Below are 19,710 nucleotides of genomic sequence, written 5' to 3' on the forward strand. Positions count from 1 at the left end.
GCCGCGCCCGCATCCATATCCTTGAAGCTGGACGGATCGGGCAGCAGATGGCGAAGCTGCGGGGTGAGATATTGCTCCGCCTCCTCCAGCGGAACGCCGCGCCCGGCCATGACCCGGCCAACGATTTCCGGCACGTCGAGACGCTGCGCGATGGCGAGGCCGAGACGCTCATTCTCGGAGCGCAGCCGCCAGCGCCGGGACGTCAGCGAATTTTCAACATCCAGAAAGGCCGGCGCATCCATATCGGGTCTGCCTATTTGACTTTGTGATCGCCCCGGATATAGCGCACGGTGCCGGAATAGGACCGCATCACGATGGTTTCCGTATAGACCCGGTCGCCCTTCTGGCGCACGCCTTTCAGCATGGAGCCGTCGGTCACGCCGGTGGCGGCGAAGATGACTTCCCCGGCGGCGAGTTCCTCAAGGTTATAGACACGGGAGAGGTCGGTGATGCCCCATTTGGCGGCGCGCGCCCTCTCGTCATCATTGCGGAAGACAAGACGGCCTTGCATCTGCCCGCCGATACAACGGAGCGCGGCCGCGGCGAGAACGCCTTCCGGTGCGCCGCCGGTGCCGACATACATGTCGATCCCGGTATCGGGGTTTGCCGTCGCCATCACACCGGCGACGTCACCGTCGGAGATCAGCTGGATACGGGCGCCGGTTTTACGGATATCGGCGATGATGTCCGCATGGCGCGGCCGATCAAGAACGCAGGCCATGGTCTGGTTGACTGGCACGCCCTTGGCTTTGGCAATCGCGCGGAGATTTTCGCCCGCCCCCTTGTTGATATCGATAATCCCGTCCGGATAGCCACCGCCGACGGCGATCTTTTCCATATAGGTGTCCGGGGCGTTCAGGAAGTTACCGGATTCGGCGAAGGCAATCACGGCCAGCGCATTCGGCCCGCCCTTCGCGGTGAGTGTCGTGCCTTCCAGCGGATCGAGCGCGATATCGATCTTCGGGCCCTTGCCCGTGCCGACTTCCTCGCCGATATAGAGCATCGGGGCCTCGTCCCGCTCCCCTTCGCCGATGACGATCCGGCCCTCGATATTGAGCAGGTTGAGCGCGGTGCGCATGGCGTCCACGGCGGCCTGATCGGCGGCCTTCTCATCACCGAGGCCGACCAGGTTACAGGCGGCGCGCGCGGCGGCTTCGGTCACACGGACGATTTCGAGGGTGAGATTTCTATCCAGACGTGAGGATTTAGTCATGTTTTCTCTTCCATTACTTTAATAAAGCTTACTGTTTTTTAAAGCGAGACGATGCGAATCATACGCGGTTTCGCCACACTATGGGTGAATTTTTCGATTTTTCCAAGGGCGCGCAGCAGGGCCGCCTCCTGCACCTCATGGGTGACGAGGATGACGGAAACCGCCTCCTGCCGGGAGCGGCCGCGCTGCAGCAGGCTCTCGATGGAAATATTCTCATCGCGGAACACCGCCGACACATCGGCGATCACGCCGGGTTCATCATAGACCGTCAGGCAGACATAATAGGCGCCCACATGATCGGCGACGGGGACTTTCGGAATCTCCGTCATTTTCGAGACCGGGATGCCGAAGGTCGGCGTATGGCGACCGAGCGCGATATCGACGATATCGGCAACCACGGCGGAGGCCGTCGGCCCCTCGCCCGCGCCGCGCCCGACATAGGACGTCTCATCGACAAAATCACCATCGACGACAACCGCGTTAAAAACGCCGTTCACATTGGCGATAGTGGTATCGCGCCGGACCATGCAGGGATGGACCCGCTGCTCAATGCCCTTCTCGGTCCGCCGGGCCACGCCGAGCAGACGAATACGATAGCCAAGCTCGCTCGCCGCCTTGATATCGGCGGCGGTCACGTTGCGGATGCCCTCAATATAGACGCTGGCGAAATCAACCGGGGTGCCGAAGGCGACACTGGTCAGGATGGCGAGCTTATGCGCCGCATCGACGCCATCGATATCGAAACCGGGATCAGCCTCGGCATAGCCAAGGTCTTGCGCGTCCTTCAGGATCGCCTCGAACTCGCCGCCGGTCTCCTCCATCTCGGTGAGGATATAGTTGCAGGTGCCGTTCAAGATGCCATAGACGCGGGAGATCGCATTGCCCGCCAGCCCTTCGCGGAGCGCCTTGATAATCGGGATACCGCCGGCAACTGCCGCCTCATAGGCAAGCTGGGCGTTGTTTTCCTCGGCGAGTTTGGCAAGCGCGTTGCCATGCTCGGCCAGCAGCGCCTTGTTCGCGGTCACGACCGGCTTGCCGTTCAGGAGGGATTTCACGCAGAGGTCCTTCGCGACGCCATCGCTCCCGCCGATAAGTTCGAGCACGATATCCACATCCGGATCATCGGCGAGGCTGCGCGCGTCGTCATGCCATGTCAGCCCCTCAAGCGAGACACCCCGGTCTTTGGATTTATCGCGCCCGGAAACGGCGGTGACAGTCAGATGCGCGCCGGAGCGCGCCTCCAGCAGATCGCCATGCTCCCGGATAATCTTCAATACGCCCGCGCCGACAGTGCCCAGCCCGGCAATCCCTATTTTCACGTTGGTACTCACTTTCAGGACGCCTCTTTCCGTCCGAGATGCGCCTCGGCATTGGACATGAATTTCTTGATATTGCGGCTTGCCTGACGGATCCGCTGCTCATTCTCAACCATGGCGACACGGACGAAATCGTCCCCATGCTCCCCAAAGCCAAGGCCCGGCGCAACAGCGACTTTCGCTTCCTGCAGGAGGAGTTTGGAGAATTCCAGACTGCCCAGATGCCTGAAGGGTTCCGGGATCGGCGCCCAGGCGAACATGGTCGCATCCGGTGACGGCACGTCCCAGCCCGCCGCGGCAAAGCCGGAGATCAGCACATCGCGGCGCTGTTTATAAAGCTGGCGGAATTCCTCAACGCAATCCTGCGGACCGTTCAAGGCCGCCGTCGCCGCCACCTGGATCGGCGTGAAGGCCCCGTAATCGAGATAGGACTTGATCCGCGCGAGCGCGCCGACAAGCCGCTTGTTCCCCGTCGCAAAGCCCATGCGCCAGCCGGGCATGGAATAGGTTTTCGAGAGCGAGGTGAACTCGACCGCGATATCGCGCGCGCCCTCCACCTGCAGGATCGACGGCGGCTTCACATCACCGAAGTAAATCTCCGCATAGGCAAGATCGGAGAGGATATACATCCCGTGATCCTTGGCGAATTTCACGACCTCCTTATAGAAATCGAGATCGACCGTCATCGCCGTCGGGTTGGACGGGAAGTTGAGGATCAGGCAGGTCGGCGTCGGGATGCAATGGCGCACCGCGCGTTCCAGACCGGCGAAGAAATCAATGCCGGGCCCGACCTCAAAATGGCGGACGACCGCGCCCGCGATGATAAAACCGTACGGGTGGATCGGGTAGCTCGGGTTCGGCGACAGGATCACATCGCCCGGCGTGGTGATCGCCATGGCGAGGTTGGCAAGCCCCTCTTTCGAGCCCAAGGTCGCGATGGTTTCCGTCTCCGGGTCGATCTCGACATCGAAGCGGCGCTTGTAATAGGCGGCGTTGGCGCGGCGCAGGCCCGGGATGCCCCGGCTGGTCGAATAACGATGGGTGCGGCCGTCGCGGGCGGTTTCCACCAGCTTATCGACAATATGCTGCGGCGTCGGGCTGTCCGGGTTGCCCATGCCGAGATCGATGATATCCTCTCCGGCCGCTCGCGCCGCTGCCTTCATCCGATTGACTTCTTCGAAGACATAGGGTGGCAAGCGTTTTATGCGGTGAAAATCCGGATCCATCGGCCTCTTCCTGTTACGTTAATAGGGCGGCTCCCGGCGCGCATTTCGGGCGATCCGGGTTCCTGGGTTAAATTCTATGCGGGTATTTAAACGACTTTTGGTTAATTTAGAAGAAAGATTTCGGCGCGGCGATTCTTTGCTTCCGCGCTCGGCATCGGCTCGGTGATCATCGGCTTCGTATCGCTGACGGATTCAACCAGCAGATTGGAGGGCTCCACCCCCGCCTTGATGAAATACTCCGCAATCGTCGAGGCCCGCGCCTGCGAGGCATTGAGATTGACGATCATATGCTTTTCCTCCGCCATCTGCCGTGTCCGGCTGGAGGCATGGCCCACGATTTTAAGCGTCCCGCCCGCCGCCATCTGGGTCCGGGCGATGCGGTCGAGCTTGGCTTTATCCGCGGCATTGATCCGGTGGGACCCTTGCGCGAAATAAATTGTCTCGATCGGCGAGCTGCCGTCGGAGGCGGCGTAATTCGGAATGACGCGCCCGCCATCATCGGACGGCGGCGTCAGGGTGACCGACCCGTTCGAAGAAGCGGAGGCGGAGGAAGAAGATGAGGGGGACGGCGCGGCGGTGTCCGTCGCACTGCCTGAAGATCCGCCCGAACTCATCGTATCCGGCAGACGGGTCGCGCTGGAGGCGGCGAGCTGCTGCTCAAACACGCTTTCAATTGCGGGCTTCCGGGCGGCCTCCCCGCTGATAACCTGTTCGCGGAGGGGGGCTGGCGCCGGCGTTGTGTCCGGTGCGGCCTCGGCGACAGACGGCGCGGGCAGCGGCGTTTCCGTCACCTCTTCCTGCGCCACCGTGGCAACGACGGGGGCCTCTGCCTCCGCGGTCTTTTCTTCAACAACTTCCGTGACAGTCTCGGTAACGGTTTCAGACCCCTCTGCCGTCGCCGTTTCGGTCACTTCGGTGACAGTCTCGGTCTTGACTTCGGTCACTTCCTCGGCCACCGGTTTTGGCGGCGCGGGGAGCGGCGGCTGCAAGGAGGTATCGGCGCGCAGGGTTTCATCGGTATAGCGGGCATTGTCGCGATCGGCGCGCAACCCTTCCTCGATCTTCTCCGCCTCCGCCAGTGTCGCGACCGTTTCCGGCGCCTCCGGCAGCTTGTTCACATTCGGATATTCCGCCGCCTCCTGTTCCTCGGTGTTATCCGTGGAGCAGGCGGTTCCCGCCAGCAGCGCGACCAGAAGAACACCTCCCAACAGAAGTCGGGCACCCTTTAAGAACCGATTTTCGAAAGCGTTTATCGTCATGGTCATTGAACTGTCCGTTAAGCCCCGTCCCTCCGCCGGCCGGAGCCCTGCGTTGAGATTGGCAAGTTTTTGATATACTCTTATAAAAACAACGCTATCATTAAACATATGAGGGAGATTTTCGCAATGTTTTCTGACGATTTCAAGGCATTTGGGGGGAACTGTACCGCCTGAAATCCGTTGGTTGGCAGAGAAGACAACAACTCAGGGAGAAGAAGCCGATATGTCGAATAAGGAGCCGCTTGACAGCAGCCAGGAAGCCCTTGAGGCCTCCAAGGAGTTCGCCGAGAATTTCGCCAAGATTGCGGCGCAAAGCCAGGAGCTTGTCACCGAATTCCTGAACAGCCAGCAGCAGGCCCATATAGACCCGGACCCGGCCCATGTTGGCAAAACCTTCATGGACTTGATGAACAAGATGATGGCCGATCCCGGCAAGATCATCGAGGCGCAGGCTGCGCTGTGGAAGAATTACATGGATCTCTGGCAGAACGCGGCGCTGCGCGCGCGCGGGGAGGAGACGAAGCCGCTGGTCACGCCGGAATCAGGCGACAAGCGCTTCAAGTCCGAAGAATGGAGCCAGAACCAGATCTTCGACTACATCAAACAATCCTACCTGATGACCGCCAAATGGATCCAGGACACCGTCTCCGATGTCGAGGGGCTGGATAAGCAAACCCAGAAAAAGGCGGATTTCTACACCAAGCTTTATGTCGATGCGCTCTCGCCAACGAATTTTTTCTGGTCGAACCCGGATGTGCTGAAAAAAACCATGGAGAGCAAGGGCGAGAATCTTGTCCACGGGCTTGAGAACATGCTCGACGACCTCAAACATGGCAAGGGCCAACTCACCCCGAAAATGACGGACGACACCGCCTTCGAGGTCGGTCGTAATATTGGCGTGACGCCGGGGAAGGTGATTTTCGAGAATGACCTGATGCAGCTCCTGCAATATGAACCGACCACCGAGATGGTTTATAAAAAGCCGCTGCTGATCACCCCGCCCTGGATCAACAAATTCTATATCCTCGACCTGAAGTCGGAAAACTCCTTCATCAAATGGTGCACCGAGAAGGGCTATACCGTCTTCGTTATTTCCTGGGTTAACCCCGATGAGCGCCATGTCGACAAGACATTCGAGAGTTATATGTCCGAGGGGGTCCTCGCGGCCCTTGACGCCATCGAGAACACCACCGGCGAGAAAGAAGTGACGGCGATCGGCTATTGCATCGGTGGGACACTGATGGCCTCCACCCTCGCCTATCTCGCCGCCATTGGCGAAAAGCGGGTCACCGCCTGCACCTTCTTCGCCGCGCAACTCGATTTCACGGAGGCTGGCGATTTGCTCGTCTTTACCGACGAGGACCATATCAAAATGGTCGAGGAGAAGATGAAGGACAGCGGCTATCTTGAAGGCAAGGAGATGGCAAATACGTTTAACCTTCTGCGCTCCAACGACCTGATCTGGTCGTTCGTGATCAATAACTACCTGCTCGGCAAGTCGCCTTTCCCGTTCGATCTCCTGTACTGGAATTCCGACGCGACCAACATGCCGCACAAGATGCACAGCTTTTACTTACGCAACATGTACCAGAAGAACCTGCTGCGGCAGCCGGGCGCCCTCACTTTCGGCGGCCAGCCCATTGATCTTTCCAAAATCGATATCCCGGTTTTTATCCAGGCAAGCAAGGAAGACCATATTGCGCCATACAAGTCAGTGTTCAAAAACACCGAGTTATTCAGCGGCCCGATCGAATTTATGCTGGCGGGCTCGGGCCATATCGCCGGGGTGATCAACCATCCGGCGGCGAAAAAGTACCAGCACTGGACGAACACGAAGAAAAAGAAATATGCAACGGCGGAGGAATGGCTTGCCGATGCAACCGAGCATGCAGGCTCCTGGTGGCCCCATTGGGACAAGTGGCTCTCCAAAAAATCCGGCCCCAAGGTCCCGGCGCGCGATCCGGCAAAAGGCAAACTCAAACCGATCGAGGATGCCCCGGGCAGCTACGTAAAGATCAAGGCCAAGCCCTATGTCAACGGAAATGGCAAGAACGGCAGCGGCGACAAATAAATTCTCTTGAATGAAGGCGCGCGACGGTTAGTCGTCGCGATCCCTCCCGCTTTCCGCGCGGTAGACTTGCGCAAGCTCGGCATAGTGATCTGCTCCGCCCGTGAGATCCGCCTGCTGTTCGTCGGTCAGCTTGCGAAGGCATTTCGCGGGCGCACCGCCCCAGAGTTCGCCTGACGGCACGCGCTTGCCCGGCGTGACCAGCGCCCCGGCGGCAACCATCGCGCCCGTTTCCACCACCACGCCGTCCAGAATGGTCGCGCCCATGCCAACGAAACTGCCATCTTCCAGCGTGCAGCCATGGATCAGACAGTTATGCCCGACCAGCACATCATCGCCGATCACCGTCGGATGGGTGCCGCCCGAGATATGGATAACCGTGCCGTCCTGAATATTGCTGCGCTTGCCGATCCGGATCGGACCGACATCGCCGCGGACGACGCAGTTAAACCAGATGCTCGATTTCTCCCCGATCCGGACATCGCCGATCACATCGGCGGAGGGGGCGATAAAGGCATCGTCGGCAATCTCGGGCATGGCGCCCTTAAAGGAAATAATATTTTTGGTCATGATTTTCCGTTTCTTTTTGTTGTTGTTACGGGAACAGCGGCGCCTGTTCGAGGCCGAGGGTTTCCTCAAATCCGAACATCAGGTTCATGTTCTGAACCGCCTGCCCGCTGGAGCCTTTCACCAGATTGTCGATGGCCGCGATTACAGTGGCCCGGCCCTTTATCCGGTCCTCGAACACATTGATCACGCAGTTGTTGGAGCCCCGGACCATCTGCGTCTGCGGGATTGCGCCTTCTTTCAGCAGCCGCACGAACGGCTCGCCGTCATAGGTTTTCGCGATTTCAGCGCGCAAATCCTGCGCGGTTTTGCCCTCCGACAGCCGGACATGGGCAGTGATCAGCTCGCCCCGGCTCATGGGGATAAGATGCGGCACGAAATTAACCCGCATATCTGCCGCCGCCCGGCCGATGGCCTTGGCGACTTCCTGCTCGATCTCCGGCGCGTGCCGGTGTTTCGCGATGCTGTAGGGGCTGAGACCCTCCCCCGCCTCACTGAAAAGGGTGTTCTGCTTGAGGCCCCGGCCCGCACCCGTGAGGCCGGATTTCGCATCGATCACCAGATCATCCGCATCGATCAGCCTTGCCGCCACCAGCGGGAGCAGCGCCAGAAGCACCGCCGTCGGGTAGCAGCCCGGACAGGCCACCAGCCGCGCCGATTTGATCTTTTCCCGATACAGCTCCGTCAGGCCGTAGACCGCGTCTTTCTGCAGATCCATCGCCCGATGCTCATGGCCGTACCATTCGGCGTAAGTCGCCGCATCCTCAATCCGGAAATCGGCAGACAGATCGACCACCTTTACATTTTTGGGCAGGGTCGCGATAATTTCCTGCGTCGTGCCGTGGGGCAGACCGCAGAAGACCACATCTACGCCGCTCCAGTCCGCGTCCTCCACCGCGATCATGTCAGGCAGGCCATAGCCGCCGAGATGGGGATAGACCTCTTCCACCGCTTGACCGGCCTTCCGGTCGGCGGTCAGCAGCGTCATCTCGACATTCGGATGCCGGAGCAGGAGCCGCATGGCCTCCGCCCCCGTATAGCCGCTCGCGCCGAGAATCCCGGCCTTGATTTTCTGTGTTGAATTCGTCATGTCCATATTCCGGCGAGAATCGTGCCGGACTCCTTGAAAAGCGTTATTTTGTCAGGTAGCTCTGGTGCTCGCCCCTCAGGGCCTTGTCCGCAAACCAGATCAGCATATTCAGATCGAAAGCCTCCCGGGCTTCCTCGCTTAATCGGAGTCGACCTTTTTTCAGGCCCGCCAGAATATCCTTGTTCGCCTTTCTAAGGAGTGCGCTGCGCACGGAACTCCGGACGTCGAGCTGATCGCGCATTTCCGCCGCGAGCTCTTCCCCGGTGAGGCGATGGACATAGTCCTTCACCTTAATCGCGAAACCGCCATCGGCATCGAGAGGGATGCCGAGCGTTTCAATATCGATATCGTCCGCGTTTTTAATCGGATAATTCATTCGCTTAAACCTTATCGCCCGCCATGGCGCGTATCAGCGGCGTTTTTTACATGAAATCCCGCCGATGGCAACGGTTTCTCATAAAGCGTCTTGTTTTCTCGCCACAAAAAAAGGCGACAAACGCCGCCTTTTCTCTATCGTATCGGAACCTTTATCTCAGTCCAGCAGCACGAGTTCTTCAGCAGATGCCTTGCCATTGCGTCCTTCAACAAGTTCAAACTGAACTTTTGCGTTTTCCTGAAGGGTCGTCAAACCGGCTCGTTCAACAGCCGAAATATGCACGAAAGCGTCTGACCCGCCATCCTCTGGAGCAATAAAACCATATCCCTTGGTTGGGTTAAACCACTTTACAGTACCTTTTGCCATGTTTAGTCTCCTGGACACTCATTCTATATAACAGGTCGATAGCGCTGTCGAAGTGCCCAAATAGCAGCGACAGATCAACCTTGGAAGCAATGTCGCCAGCGGTTAGCATAACCGAAAAACAAGGACTCCCGACGACTCGCGTAATTGATAATGTGAGTTTTTGCAAGAAAGATTTCAGGAAAATCAAATTTTTGTGACTCGATTTACAGAACAATGCAACACAGTTAGGCAGAGCGCATATTTTCTAGGCAGAATCCAGCCTAAGCGCCATTTTCCACGAATTTTACGGGTATTTCTCGCAACCGCCCCCCGCCCGCTTTTTTTGAGGCTGACGGACGGCGCAAGGAAGGTTATTCTTTCGCGGCATAATTCATCTGGATAAGGGAGAATTTCGAGGATGGAAAAAAATGCGGTCAAACAGGGCGGCTGCCTCTGCGGCGCGGTCCGGTATGAAATCGATGGGCCGTTGCGCGATATTAGCTCCTGCCATTGCAGTCAGTGCCAGAAATCAAGCGGCCATTATTTCGCCGCCACCGCCACGCCAAAGGAACATTTCCACCTGGTCAAGGATGAGGGCCTTAAATGGTATCGCTCATCTGACTTCGCCGAGCGTGGCTTCTGCGCCGCCTGCGGCGCCAATCTCCTCTGGCGGATGAAGGACGGCAGCCATATCAGCATCCTTGCCGGCAGCCTCGACGGGGATACGGGCCTCAAAACAATCCGGCATATTTTTGTCGCCGACAAGAAGGATTATTACGATATCGCCGACGGCGTGCCCCAATATGACAGCTATCCGGAGGAAATGAAAAACGGATAGGCGCCCCGGACCACAGCAAAGGAAAGACAGATGAAGCTCGACGGTTCCTGCCATTGCGGCGCGGTGACTTTCTCCCTCAACTCCGCCCATCCCTACCCCTTCAACTATTGTTTCTGCTCGATCTGTCGCAAGACGCAGGGTGGCGGCGGCTTCGCGATCAATCTCGGCGGTGACGCGGCCAGCCTGACGGTCGAGGGGGAGGAAAATATCACCGTCTATCAGGCGAAACTTGAAGGGGATGCGGGGTTAAGCCCGGCCGAACGGCATTTTTGCAAATCCTGCGGGAGCGCGCTCTGGGTCTATGATCCGCGCTGGCCCGAATTGATCCACCCCTTCGCCTCCGCCATTGACAGCAAACTTCCCGCCGCGCCCGAGCGGACCTTCCTCATGGTCGGCTCTAAGAAGGCGTGGGTGCCGCTGGAGGCCGGTCCGGACGACAAGGTTTTTGACGAATATCCGGACGAATCCATCGCCGACTGGCACCGGAGACTCGACCTTGAAAGCTAACGCAAAAGCACCACTATCTTGTCATACTAAATCCACGCGCGACTGATACATCGCGGATCTTCAAGGATAATGGGAAAGATATATTCATGCGTAAACTGACATTGCTCCGTCATGCCAAATCAAGCTGGTCCGACCGGGCCAAGGCCGATATTGACCGTCCGCTCACCGCGCGCGGTCGGCGCGGGGCGTTGAAAATCGGCACCTATATCGAGAAGAACAAGATCTTTCCCGACCTCATCCTCTGTTCCCCGTCCCGGCGCACCCGCGAGACATTGGCCCAGATCGACCCGTTCCTGCCCGACGGGACCGAGGTCAAGATTGAAAAATCCATCTATTCCGCGGGCCATGGCGGCGGGCTTGTCTCCTATCTTAAAACCTCCGCGATCGAGGAGGTCCATGTCATGATCATCGGCCATAACCCGACGATGCAGCAAATGGCCCTCGACCTGGCGGAGCGGACGCCGGAGAATGACTACCAGCTGATCGAGCGGAAATACCCCACCGCCGCCCTGACCCAGATCAAATTCGATATCGACGACTGGCGCGATTTGGGCGGGCGCGGCAAGCTGGTTCATTTCATCACGCCGAAAATGCTGCCGGGGCCCGATGACGAGGATGAGGAATAAGCATGGGCGAGACGGTGATCGACCTCGCAACCTGGGACCGGCGGGCGCATTATGAGATGTATCGCGCGGTCGATTTTCCGCATTTCAGCCTGACCGCCCCGCTCATTGTCACGGATCTGCTTGCCACCGCGCGGGAGAAGAAACTCTCCCTCTTTAACGCGATGCTGTTCTGCATCATCCGCGCCGCCAACGCTGTTCCCGAATTTCGCATCCGCTTTCGCGGGGAGACGGTAGTGCGCCATGATATTGTCCATCCCTCCTTCACCGTGCTGATTGAGGGCGACCGCTTCGCCTTCTGTCAGGCAAGCTATCATGCGGACTGGGCCCGCTTCGATGCCACCTGCCGCGCGGCGGTCGAGGTGGCGTCGAAACAGGCCACGCTGGAAAGCGAGACCGAGGGGGAAGACCAGTGGATTTACTTAAGCTGCCTTCCCTGGCTCGATTTCACCTCGATGACCCATCCGCTGGCGGACAAGGATGACTGCATCCCGCGCATCGCCTGGGGCAAAATCGTCGAGGAGGAGGCACGCGCCCGGGTTTCCGTCAACCTGCAGGCGCATCACGCCATCATGGACGGCCTGCATGCGGCCCGTTTCTTTCAGGAATTACAGAAAAATCTCGATGAATTTCAGTCGTCGAGCTGAATGAAGATGGTCTGTTCGGCCTCCAGGGATTTGATCTGGTCTTCCGCAGGCACGCGGAAATTCACATTGTTAAATCCGGAGGAATAAAACACCAGGCGATTGCAGGTTTCGTCCTGATCCAGCAGCGGGAAGCCAACGGCCACGCTGGTTTCCACCCGCCCGGTCTGGGTAACGCCCATCAGCTTGGAAAACATGCCGCAGGGTTTGGAAACGCATTGATACATCGCGTTTGCCGCCTGTTCGCGCCGCTCTCCTTTCCAGAAATCCAGAAAGTTCTTTCCCGTTACTTCCATGCCAAACTTATCGACCAGCGCCGTCCCGGCCAGCCGGTAGATAATCTCGTCCCGCGACATGACCTCATATATGGCAATGCCGGACAGCAACGGCGAAATCCGGGTCGGGTCAAAACTGCTGCGGTGGGGAACGGCATGGTCCCGGTCCAGACTGCGCCAGTAATATGCGAATTCTTTTGCGTCCGGCGTCACCCAGTCAATATCATCGAACTTTTCATAGACCATATTTTCACAAATCCCTGTAGTCCCTGATTATTATATGACCAGTTCCGGCAAAACGAACCAATTATTATTTATCTTTCGTTATAGGCGGCGGGCAATATACTCATTTATTTGGTGCATGCCAATACTCATTCTTCACGCCCCACGAGTTTTATAAATTTTGAACAAAAACCGGCCTTTGCTTCCCCCTTTTCATCACTATTATTTCGACGTGCTGCTGTAGCTCACGCCCATGCCGGCGCGGACATCATTCTGGATGCCATATTGCGCGATCGGATAGCGCAAGCCATTCTTCGAGAGCGCCGCCAGCCCCTCGACCACCTTGGGCAGGTACGCGGGCGGAATGGCCATCAAGAGTTCATCCTCCAGCACGCCCCCATAGCGCCGCTCGGCAAAACAGGGCAGCGACAGGCTCGGTTCCCCCGTGGAGAGCGCGCGCCCCCAGCTATCGGCGCAGGAGGATTCGCCCACAACCGAGAAATCGAGCTTCTTATAGCCCGCCCATTGCAGGCCATTGATGAAGATGATCATCTGCGCCGGGGTCGCGTAAATCAGGCAGATATCCGGCGGGTTCAGCCGTTTTGAGGCGAGCGGAGAGACCGCCATCGCCTGGAACTGCCCGGACGGCACGACGGTCATGGCCGACTGATGATTGCGCGCATCCTCCGGCGTTTCATACCAGACGCCGGCATAGCGTTCGCCCTTGTGCCATTCCTCATCCTGCGGGTGCAGCCCCATCACCGCGCCGCATTGCGCACCGACGAAATCATCCGCCGTCGCCCCCACGGTCCAGCCAAGGCGGGCGGCCTGCCCGACGATCTGATCCGCCGTATGGATGGAACCGGGCCGCCGGATCTTCTCCACCGCCTCCATCTCCTCTTTCGTCTCGAACAGCTTCATGCCGATCGGCGTCGCACGGATACGCAGATATTTATTCAGGCCATCGAGAATGGCATCCCAGTCGTAATATTCGTCGAGCTTTGTCAATTTTTCTCTCCCGTTCTTTTTCCCAAGCGTGATATGAAAGCCAAAGGCCGCCATTCACTCCGTCATTTGCGGAATTGGAGCCCGAATAACGGCCGCCGTAATTATTTTGTATATTTTGGCGCCCGTCAGGCTCTAATATCGACTACAATACCGGCAAGATGTGGAATGATCCAGATCAATAACGCAGGGCCGAGTCGATGCGGCGGCGGCGAAATTCGCGGCGGACCCCCTATTGAATTCCCGACGCAATGCGCAATCTAGTTAAAGATGCTCCTGCCCCTTAAGAGACATATAAATGACGACAAAACCCTATCACCACGACCCGGACGGCGGCTTTCGCAACCCGGAGGGAAGCCCCAACCGCCGCATCGGCAAGCGCGGAATGCTCAGCTTTATCACCCGGCAGCTCCGACCGAGAGCCGCGCCCGAAGTGCCGGACGGCCATGTGCTGGACCGCACCGCCGTCGATGCGGGAATTCTCGCGGGCGGGAACCCGAGCGTGACCTGGCTCGGCCATGCGGCCTTTATTGTGCGGACCGGCGGCAAGGTCATCCTGACCGATCCGTATCTGTCGGAGCGGGCGGGCCCCGCGCCTCTCGGCCCGAAGCGGTATGTTCCGCCTGCGCTTGCCGCACATGAGCTGCCGAAGGCCGATGTGATGCTGGTCAGCCATAATCATTATGACCATCTCGACGCCGGTGTGCTCGCCGCCTATCCGCACAAGGACCATACGCAGGTTGTCGTCCCCCTCGGCCTCAAGCGTTTTTTCACCCGGCGCGGCTTCAAAAAGGTGGTCGAGATGGACTGGTGGCAAAGCTGGTCCGAAGACGGCCTCACCATCACGACGCTGCCCGCCGTGCATTCGTCGGGGCGCGGCCTGCATGACCAGAAGAAGACGCTCTGGGCGAGCTTCGGCATCAAGACGGCGGCGGAGAATGTCTGGTTTTCGGGCGATACCGCCCATGGCGACATCTTCAGGGAGATCGGCACACGGCACGCGCCGTTCGATCTCGCCCTCGTCGGCATCGGTGCCTATGAGCCGCGGGAGATTATGAAGGCGGTCCATGCGACGCCGGAAGACGCCATCCAGATCGCCCGGGATATCGGCGCAAAACGCGCGCTTGGCATGCATTGGGGCACGATCATGCTCACGCCGGAGGACCCGTTCGAGGCCCCGGCCCGCTTCCGCCAGGCCGCCATCGACCAGGGCTACGGCGCGGAGAACGCCCTGATCCTCAAAATCGGCGAGACGCGATCCTTAACCGACGCCGCGTAAGCTCAGCGCGCGAGATGCCGCAAATATTTGCGGTGAAAGGCGATATAGCCCGTTTCCGTCACTTTAAGGTGCGGCCGCGTCAGGAAATGCAGATTTTCGAGGGCGTGAAACGGCACCGCCGGAAAGGCATGATGCTCCGCATGGAAGGGCATGTTCCAGGCGAGTTTGCGCACGAGGCGGTTGGTGAGCGTCGTGCGGGTATTCTCGAAAATATTCGGGACCGAAGGGCAGTTCCCATGCTCGGCGAGTAGAAAGAGCCGCAAGAAAGGCTGGCCGAGAACCGAAGGGATTATCCAGACATAGAGAAGAAGCGCGGAGCCCGCCGCGACCGACCCGACAAACAGCGCCGCGTAAATCAGGAGCATCCCTTGCGCCTCCCGCCGGATCGCCGCCCGGCCATGGGCGGGCACGAAGGCGTCCTCGATGCGGCCCGTCGCGTTCTTGACAAGGGTTTTCACATGCGACACCCAGATCGGGAGGCCGGACACATGCCAGAGATATTGCGGCAGCGTCGTGATTTGCGGCGCGTGCAGCTCCGGGTCGCGCGTCGGGTCCTGCGTGAAGCGGTGATGCTCGATATGAAAATAGCGGAACCACTCCGCCGGCAGGACAGTCGCGACGCCGCAAATCGAACTCACCGCCTTGTTGAGCCACAGGCTTTTGAACGCCGTGCGGTGGGAGGTTTCATGTAGCGCCGGGAACAGAAAGACAATGAGTATCCCCTGCGGCAGCATCAACAACGGCCAGCCCGGCCCCTTGAGGGCGATCAGCCCGCCGATCAGCAATATCAGCCCCACATGCCCCGCGAGATGCAGGAGGCCCCGCGCGTCCGAGCGCCGCGTCAGCATTTCCCGCTGCCCCCTTGTCAGGGATTTGATAAAATCACGACTTTCCATGGGGAGAGTTTAGGGGAGATAGTGATATTTTGAAACATTCGCTTGACATATTCCTTCAAAGGAATAATATTCCCTTCATGGCATGGGATGTTGAATACACTGATGAGTTCGGTGACTGGTGGGACAACATTAATGGGTCAGAGCAAGAAGATATCGCCGCCAGTGTAAGACTTCTTGAAGAACGCGGGCCGCAATTGCCTCACCCCTACTCCAGCGGGATTGAAGGATCAAGGCACAGTCATATGCGTGAGCTTCGCATTCAGAGCCACGGACATCCGATTAGGGTGTTCTATGCCTTCAACCCCGAACGTACGGCAATCTTGCTGATAGGGGGCGACAAAACCGGAGATGATCGTTTCTACGAAAAGATGATCCCGATTGCAGATGATCTCTATGATGTGCATCTGCAGGAATTGAAAGGAGAATAAACCAATGGCTGGACGACACAAGTTTTCAGAGCTGCGTGCCCGCATGAGCCCGGAGTCGCAAGCGCGCGCTGACGAAAAATCCGCAAAACTCGAGATGGAAATGAACCTCTCAGAGCTTCGTAGAGCGATGCAGCTTTCCCAGGAGGAAATTGCCGCGATCCTGCATGTTGGCCAAGGCTCTGTCGCGAAGATGGAGAAACGCGCGGACATGCTGGTAGGTACACTTCGCCGATTTATTCAAGCCATGGGCGGTGATCTTGAACTGATTGCCCGTTTTCCGAACCACTCTGTAAAGATCGAGAATTTTTCCAGTTTGTCTAAGCCAGCAAATGAAGTTGAGCCTTCCAACGCCCATCAAGCCGCTTCCTGATAAAATCGCTCGGCGCCATGCTCGATCCAACAAAAAAGGGCCCGCCGAAGCGAGCCCTTTTCTTTCTCGTATATAGCTCTCGCGATTAACGCTTGGAGAACTGGAAGCTCCGGCGGGCTTTCGCGCGGCCGTATTTTTTCCGTTCCACAACGCGGCTGTCGCGGGTGAGGAAGCCTTCGGCTTTCAGTGCCGCGCGCAAGGCCGGCTCATAAGCGGTCAATGCTTTCGAGATACCGTGGCGCACCGCACCGGCCTGGCCGGAGAGACCCCCGCCCTTTACCGTGCAGATCACGTCGAACTGGCCAACGCGGTCGGTCACCTCGAACGGCTGCAGCAGGATCATGCGGAGCACGGGGCGCGCAAAATAGACTTCCTGATCGCGGCCGTTGACGGTGAACTTGCCGGAGCCGGGTTTGATCCAGACGCGGGCAATGGCGTTTTTCCGCTTGCCGGTCGCGTAGGAACGGCCGAGGCTGTCAATCACCGGATCGGCGTGGACAACTTCGATAACCTCGGCGGCCTCGATCACTTCGACGCCGTCTTCGGCGGCCGGGGCACCGGCATCCTTGGCGGCGCCTTCCGTCAGGTCTTTCAAATCTTCAAGGGAGTTTGCTTCATCGGCCATACTCAGGCGCTCCTTACGTTCTTGGCGTTCATCGACGCAACATCAACCACTTCGGGGTTCTGCGCCGCATGCGGATGTTCGGAACCGGCATAGACGCGCAGGTTGCTGAACTGCTCCCGCCCCAATGCGCCGCGCGGGATCATCCGCTCAACGGCCTTCAGGATCAGCCGTTCCGGATGCGCGCTTCCCAGCGTTTTTTCCGCTGTCCGGCTCTTGATGCCGCCCGGATAACCGGTATGCCAGTAGAACACCTTGTCGGTCAGCTTCTTGCCGGTCAGGGCGACTTTTTCCGCATTGATGACAATGACATTGTCGCCGCAATCGATATGGGGCGTGTACATGGGTTTATGCTTGCCGCGCAGGCGGGTCGCAATAATCGAGGCAAGACGACCGAGAACGAGCCCTTCAGCATCGATCAGCAGCCATTTCTTCTCCACCTCGGATGGTTTCGCAGAATAGGTTTTCATTTTAACTCAAGCCTTCGCATAAAAGCGTGCCACAACAAATAAAGGGAGCGTTTGCTCCCGATCTGGTGGCGGGTATATGCTCACTTTCACCCCAAGTCAACCGAAATAGCGTTGTATTTTCATTAATTTATGTTTGTGGTATTATAATACCGCAAAATCAGCCCCATGTCTGCAGAACCGGTTCAAGATCACCTTTTCGGCGGAATGGCATAGGTCGCGGTGACATGGGCGACGGGATCATCGGGATCGCCCGCATAGAGGCTGAATTCCCCGACAGCCAAGGTTTTACCAAGCTTGAGCAGCCGCCCCTTCGCCACCATCTCCCCCGGTTCGGGCTTGCGCAGGAAGTTGATATTGAGGCTGGTGGTCACCGCGAGCGCGACCGGCCCGATCTGGGCGAGCAGCAGCAGATACATCCCCGCATCGGCCAGTTCCATCATCGTCGGGCCCGAAACCGTGCCGCCCGGGCGCAGATGCCGCTCCCGCGTTGTCATGCGGATCTCGATCGTTTCATCATCCACATGCGCGACCTTCAGCCCGAGATGATCGACCTGCGGGAAATGTTCCCGGTTGAAGGTTTCCAGCATTTCGGCGGTCATAACAGGCATGGGCGGTTTCTCCTCCTTGTGATGCGGGCAAGATAATCGCCCTCCCCCGCCGCCGCAAGCCCTTCGCGAAACGGTCAGAAAATTACCGCTATGGCATTGATCCGCCGCGAGAAAGGATTATGGTATCTGTCAAAAGACGAATTTACGAGGAATGACCGAATGTCTGGCAGAGAAATAACGAACAAGGACAATGAAGACATCATCCGGTTCAATGTGGCGGATCATATCGCCACGATAACGCTCAACGATCCGACGAGCCGCAACTCCCTGTCGCGCAAGATGATGGGACGGATGCAGGAGTTGCTGGACGAGATTGCGGCGTCAACGGACATTCATGTCGTCATTATCGAGGCAACGGGCCCGGTTTTCAGTTCCGGGCATAACCTGAAGGAAGTCATCGCCTCCCATGACGAGGGGACGGTCGGCGATCTCCTAAAACAATGCAGCACCATGATGCAGGGCGTCGTGACCCTGCCGCAGCCGGTGATCGCCCGCATCGATGGCGCGGTGACGGCGGCGGGGACGCAGCTTGTCGCCTCCTGCGATTTGGCCTACGCATCGGAAACATCGAAATTCGCCACCTCGGGCGTTAACTTCGGGCTGTTCTGCTCCACCCCCATGGTCGCCCTCAGCCGTAATGTCGCGCCGAAACAGGCGATGGAAATGCTGGTCAGCGGAGACTTTATCGACGCGGCGCGTGCGGTGGAAATCGGCCTGATCAATGCCGCCCTGCCCGACGGCGAACTGGACAATCATCTGCAGGCCATGGCGAAGAATATCGCCTCGAAATCGCCGCTGGTCCTGAAACTCGGTAAATCGGCCTTTTACAAACAGCTCAACATGCCCCTTGATGAAGCCTATAAATTCACCTCCGGTGTTATGCAGGAAAACATCGCCTCCGAGGATGGGCAGGAAGGCATGACCGCCTTCAAGGAGAAGCGCGCGCCGGTCTGGCGGGGAAAATAGGCTCCATGGATCACGATGCTTACGCCGATGAGTATATCGCCGGCATCCTCAATGACGTGAAGACCATCGCCGTGGTCGGCGCGAGCAGCAACCCCGCGCGCCCGAGCTACTACGTCATGAAATATCTGAAGCGCAAAGGATATCGCTGTATCCCGGTCAATCCCGGCATTGCGGGGCAGGAACTGCTGGGCGAGATGGCCTATGCCTCCCTCTCCGATATCCCCGTGCCCATCGATATGGTCGATTGCTTCCGCGCCAGCGAGGCCATTCCGCCGATTGTGGACGAGGCGATCAAGATCGGCGCGAAGGTCATCTGGATGCAGCTGGGTGTCCGCCACGACGACGCGGCGAAGGTGGCGGAGGCCGCCGGGCTTAAAGTCGTGATGAACCGCTGCCCCAAAATAGAATTCGGCCGCCTGTCCGGGGAAATCGCCTTTATGGGCGGCCGATCCGGCGTTATTTCATCAAAAAGATCAAAACTAGTAGGGAAAAAATAA

Annotated in this window: 24 protein-coding genes and 1 pseudogene; 10 read left to right on the plus strand and 15 right to left on the minus strand. The window is 58.3% G+C overall.

The window, feature by feature from the left end:
* The 5 genes and pseudogenes from P1U71_RS04110 to P1U71_RS04130 form a co-directional block, all read right to left on the minus strand.
* Positions 1-242: pseudogene (locus tag P1U71_RS04110) on the minus strand (single-stranded-DNA-specific exonuclease RecJ); the annotation flags it as partial.
* Positions 243-253: 11 nt separating this feature from the next.
* Positions 254-1,213: a class II fructose-bisphosphatase gene (glpX, locus tag P1U71_RS04115; RefSeq protein ID WP_301104285.1), complete on the minus strand. Its 960-nt coding sequence runs from the start codon at positions 1,211-1,213 to the stop codon at positions 254-256.
* A gap of 38 nt (positions 1,214-1,251) precedes the next feature.
* Positions 1,252-2,544, minus strand: a complete 1,293-nt coding sequence (locus tag P1U71_RS04120; protein WP_301104286.1) for a homoserine dehydrogenase — start codon at positions 2,542-2,544, stop codon at positions 1,252-1,254.
* Between the two features lie 2 nt (positions 2,545-2,546).
* Positions 2,547-3,755, minus strand: coding sequence for an LL-diaminopimelate aminotransferase (locus tag P1U71_RS04125; protein ID WP_301104287.1), 1,209 nt, complete (start codon positions 3,753-3,755; stop codon positions 2,547-2,549).
* Positions 3,756-3,856: 101 nt separating this feature from the next.
* Entirely contained in the window at positions 3,857-5,020 is a 1,164-nt protein-coding gene (locus tag P1U71_RS04130) for an OmpA family protein (protein WP_301104288.1), read from the minus strand.
* Positions 5,021-5,237: 217 nt separating this feature from the next.
* Here P1U71_RS04130 and P1U71_RS04135 point away from each other — a divergent pair, with 217 nt between their 5' ends.
* Positions 5,238-7,085, plus strand: a complete 1,848-nt coding sequence (locus P1U71_RS04135; RefSeq protein ID WP_301104289.1) for a class I poly(R)-hydroxyalkanoic acid synthase — start codon at positions 5,238-5,240, stop codon at positions 7,083-7,085.
* Between the two features lie 27 nt (positions 7,086-7,112).
* Here P1U71_RS04135 and P1U71_RS04140 read toward each other — a convergent pair whose 3' ends face one another.
* From P1U71_RS04140 to P1U71_RS04155, 4 genes are all read right to left on the minus strand, one after another.
* Entirely contained in the window at positions 7,113-7,652 is a 540-nt protein-coding gene (locus P1U71_RS04140) for a DapH/DapD/GlmU-related protein (protein WP_301104290.1), read from the minus strand.
* A gap of 25 nt (positions 7,653-7,677) precedes the next feature.
* Complete coding sequence (argC, locus tag P1U71_RS04145; protein ID WP_301104291.1) at positions 7,678-8,739, minus strand: N-acetyl-gamma-glutamyl-phosphate reductase; 1,062 nt, start codon at positions 8,737-8,739, stop codon at positions 7,678-7,680.
* Positions 8,740-8,782: 43 nt separating this feature from the next.
* Complete coding sequence (locus P1U71_RS04150) at positions 8,783-9,115, minus strand: hypothetical protein (protein ID WP_301104292.1); 333 nt, start codon at positions 9,113-9,115, stop codon at positions 8,783-8,785.
* Positions 9,116-9,271: 156 nt separating this feature from the next.
* Positions 9,272-9,481 carry a cold-shock protein gene (locus P1U71_RS04155; RefSeq protein ID WP_227950108.1) on the minus strand — a complete coding sequence of 70 codons (210 nt, stop codon included), beginning with the start codon at positions 9,479-9,481 and terminating at the stop codon, positions 9,272-9,274.
* A 397-nt stretch (positions 9,482-9,878) separates the two neighbouring features.
* Here P1U71_RS04155 and P1U71_RS04160 point away from each other — a divergent pair, with 397 nt between their 5' ends.
* From P1U71_RS04160 to P1U71_RS04175, 4 genes are all read left to right on the plus strand, one after another.
* A complete protein-coding gene (locus P1U71_RS04160; RefSeq protein ID WP_301104293.1) occupies positions 9,879-10,298 on the plus strand; it encodes a GFA family protein in 420 nt (139 codons plus the stop codon).
* A gap of 30 nt (positions 10,299-10,328) precedes the next feature.
* Positions 10,329-10,805, plus strand: coding sequence for a GFA family protein (locus P1U71_RS04165; protein ID WP_301104294.1), 477 nt, complete (start codon positions 10,329-10,331; stop codon positions 10,803-10,805).
* Positions 10,806-10,891: 86 nt separating this feature from the next.
* On the plus strand, positions 10,892-11,431 hold the full coding sequence (locus P1U71_RS04170; protein WP_301104295.1) for a histidine phosphatase family protein: 540 nt from the start codon (positions 10,892-10,894) through the stop codon (positions 11,429-11,431).
* Between the two features lie 2 nt (positions 11,432-11,433).
* On the plus strand, positions 11,434-12,075 hold the full coding sequence (locus P1U71_RS04175) for a chloramphenicol acetyltransferase (RefSeq protein ID WP_301104296.1): 642 nt from the start codon (positions 11,434-11,436) through the stop codon (positions 12,073-12,075).
* Here P1U71_RS04175 and P1U71_RS04180 read toward each other — a convergent pair.
* Together P1U71_RS04180 and P1U71_RS04185 are read right to left on the minus strand one after the other, a co-directional pair.
* Positions 12,060-12,593 carry a PAS domain-containing protein gene (locus P1U71_RS04180; protein ID WP_301104297.1) on the minus strand — a complete coding sequence of 178 codons (534 nt, stop codon included), beginning with the start codon at positions 12,591-12,593 and terminating at the stop codon, positions 12,060-12,062. The two genes, P1U71_RS04175 and P1U71_RS04180, sit on opposite strands and share 16 nt — an antisense overlap.
* A gap of 198 nt (positions 12,594-12,791) precedes the next feature.
* Complete coding sequence (locus P1U71_RS04185) at positions 12,792-13,577, minus strand: DUF169 domain-containing protein (protein WP_301104298.1); 786 nt, start codon at positions 13,575-13,577, stop codon at positions 12,792-12,794.
* A 295-nt stretch (positions 13,578-13,872) separates the two neighbouring features.
* Here P1U71_RS04185 and P1U71_RS04190 point away from each other — a divergent pair, with 295 nt between their 5' ends.
* Positions 13,873-14,853 (plus strand): MBL fold metallo-hydrolase, encoded by a 981-nt coding sequence (locus tag P1U71_RS04190; protein WP_301104299.1) that lies wholly within the window; start codon positions 13,873-13,875, stop codon positions 14,851-14,853.
* Positions 14,854-14,855: 2 nt separating this feature from the next.
* Here P1U71_RS04190 and P1U71_RS04195 read toward each other — a convergent pair whose 3' ends face one another.
* The gene (locus P1U71_RS04195) at positions 14,856-15,749 is read right to left on the minus strand and encodes a fatty acid desaturase (protein ID WP_301104300.1); all 894 of its coding nucleotides are present in this window, start codon (positions 15,747-15,749) and stop codon (positions 14,856-14,858) included.
* A 77-nt stretch (positions 15,750-15,826) separates the two neighbouring features.
* On the opposite strand from P1U71_RS04195, the gene P1U71_RS04200 reads away from it, so the two are divergent.
* The gene (locus P1U71_RS04200; protein WP_301104301.1) at positions 15,827-16,177 is read left to right on the plus strand and encodes a type II toxin-antitoxin system RelE/ParE family toxin; all 351 of its coding nucleotides are present in this window, start codon (positions 15,827-15,829) and stop codon (positions 16,175-16,177) included.
* A 4-nt stretch (positions 16,178-16,181) separates the two neighbouring features.
* Positions 16,182-16,547: an XRE family transcriptional regulator gene (locus P1U71_RS04205; protein ID WP_301104302.1), complete on the plus strand. Its 366-nt coding sequence runs from the start codon at positions 16,182-16,184 to the stop codon at positions 16,545-16,547.
* Positions 16,548-16,632: 85 nt separating this feature from the next.
* On the opposite strand, the gene rpsI is transcribed toward P1U71_RS04205, so the two are convergent.
* From rpsI to P1U71_RS04220, 3 genes are all read right to left on the minus strand, one after another.
* Positions 16,633-17,172 carry a 30S ribosomal protein S9 gene (gene rpsI / locus P1U71_RS04210; protein WP_367281119.1) on the minus strand — a complete coding sequence of 180 codons (540 nt, stop codon included), beginning with the start codon at positions 17,170-17,172 and terminating at the stop codon, positions 16,633-16,635.
* 2 nt (positions 17,173-17,174) lie between these two features.
* Positions 17,175-17,639, minus strand: coding sequence for a 50S ribosomal protein L13 (gene rplM / locus P1U71_RS04215; RefSeq protein WP_301104303.1), 465 nt, complete (start codon positions 17,637-17,639; stop codon positions 17,175-17,177).
* Positions 17,640-17,827: 188 nt separating this feature from the next.
* Positions 17,828-18,247 (minus strand): PaaI family thioesterase, encoded by a 420-nt coding sequence (locus tag P1U71_RS04220; RefSeq protein WP_301104304.1) that lies wholly within the window; start codon positions 18,245-18,247, stop codon positions 17,828-17,830.
* Between the two features lie 159 nt (positions 18,248-18,406).
* Here P1U71_RS04220 and P1U71_RS04225 point away from each other — a divergent pair, with 159 nt between their 5' ends.
* The gene (locus P1U71_RS04225) at positions 18,407-19,213 is read left to right on the plus strand and encodes an enoyl-CoA hydratase (RefSeq protein WP_301104305.1); all 807 of its coding nucleotides are present in this window, start codon (positions 18,407-18,409) and stop codon (positions 19,211-19,213) included.
* 5 nt (positions 19,214-19,218) lie between these two features.
* On the plus strand, positions 19,219-19,710 hold the full coding sequence (locus P1U71_RS04230) for a CoA-binding protein (protein ID WP_301104306.1): 492 nt from the start codon (positions 19,219-19,221) through the stop codon (positions 19,708-19,710).

It is taken from the genome of Sneathiella sp., from assembly GCF_029233945.1.
GTDB lineage: Bacteria > Pseudomonadota > Alphaproteobacteria > Sneathiellales > Sneathiellaceae > Sneathiella.

Bases quoted from the DNA above. Each gene is read 5' to 3' on its own strand.
- glpX (WP_301104285.1), bottom strand. From the start codon at position 1,213: ATGACTAAATCCTCACGTCTGGATAGAAATCTCACCCTCGAAATCGTC.
- P1U71_RS04125 (WP_301104287.1), bottom strand. From the start codon at position 3,755: ATGGATCCGGATTTTCACCGCATAAAACGCTTGCCACCCTATGTCTTC.
- P1U71_RS04130 (WP_301104288.1), bottom strand. From the start codon at position 5,020: ATGACCATGACGATAAACGCTTTCGAAAATCGGTTCTTAAAGGGTGCC.
- P1U71_RS04135 (WP_301104289.1), top strand. From the start codon at position 5,238: ATGTCGAATAAGGAGCCGCTTGACAGCAGCCAGGAAGCCCTTGAGGCC.
- P1U71_RS04140 (WP_301104290.1), bottom strand. From the start codon at position 7,652: ATGACCAAAAATATTATTTCCTTTAAGGGCGCCATGCCCGAGATTGCC.
- argC (WP_301104291.1), bottom strand. From the start codon at position 8,739: ATGACGAATTCAACACAGAAAATCAAGGCCGGGATTCTCGGCGCGAGC.
- P1U71_RS04150 (WP_301104292.1), bottom strand. From the start codon at position 9,115: ATGAATTATCCGATTAAAAACGCGGACGATATCGATATTGAAACGCTC.
- P1U71_RS04155 (WP_227950108.1), bottom strand. From the start codon at position 9,481: ATGGCAAAAGGTACTGTAAAGTGGTTTAACCCAACCAAGGGATATGGT.
- P1U71_RS04160 (WP_301104293.1), top strand. From the start codon at position 9,879: ATGGAAAAAAATGCGGTCAAACAGGGCGGCTGCCTCTGCGGCGCGGTC.
- P1U71_RS04165 (WP_301104294.1), top strand. From the start codon at position 10,329: ATGAAGCTCGACGGTTCCTGCCATTGCGGCGCGGTGACTTTCTCCCTC.
- P1U71_RS04170 (WP_301104295.1), top strand. From the start codon at position 10,892: ATGCGTAAACTGACATTGCTCCGTCATGCCAAATCAAGCTGGTCCGAC.
- P1U71_RS04175 (WP_301104296.1), top strand. From the start codon at position 11,434: ATGGGCGAGACGGTGATCGACCTCGCAACCTGGGACCGGCGGGCGCAT.
- P1U71_RS04180 (WP_301104297.1), bottom strand. From the start codon at position 12,593: ATGGTCTATGAAAAGTTCGATGATATTGACTGGGTGACGCCGGACGCA.
- P1U71_RS04190 (WP_301104299.1), top strand. From the start codon at position 13,873: ATGACGACAAAACCCTATCACCACGACCCGGACGGCGGCTTTCGCAAC.
- P1U71_RS04195 (WP_301104300.1), bottom strand. From the start codon at position 15,749: ATGGAAAGTCGTGATTTTATCAAATCCCTGACAAGGGGGCAGCGGGAA.
- P1U71_RS04200 (WP_301104301.1), top strand. From the start codon at position 15,827: ATGGCATGGGATGTTGAATACACTGATGAGTTCGGTGACTGGTGGGAC.
- P1U71_RS04205 (WP_301104302.1), top strand. From the start codon at position 16,182: ATGGCTGGACGACACAAGTTTTCAGAGCTGCGTGCCCGCATGAGCCCG.
- rpsI (WP_367281119.1), bottom strand. From the start codon at position 17,172: ATGGCCGATGAAGCAAACTCCCTTGAAGATTTGAAAGACCTGACGGAA.
- rplM (WP_301104303.1), bottom strand. From the start codon at position 17,639: ATGAAAACCTATTCTGCGAAACCATCCGAGGTGGAGAAGAAATGGCTG.
- P1U71_RS04220 (WP_301104304.1), bottom strand. From the start codon at position 18,247: ATGCCTGTTATGACCGCCGAAATGCTGGAAACCTTCAACCGGGAACAT.
- P1U71_RS04225 (WP_301104305.1), top strand. From the start codon at position 18,407: ATGTCTGGCAGAGAAATAACGAACAAGGACAATGAAGACATCATCCGG.
- P1U71_RS04230 (WP_301104306.1), top strand. From the start codon at position 19,219: ATGGATCACGATGCTTACGCCGATGAGTATATCGCCGGCATCCTCAAT.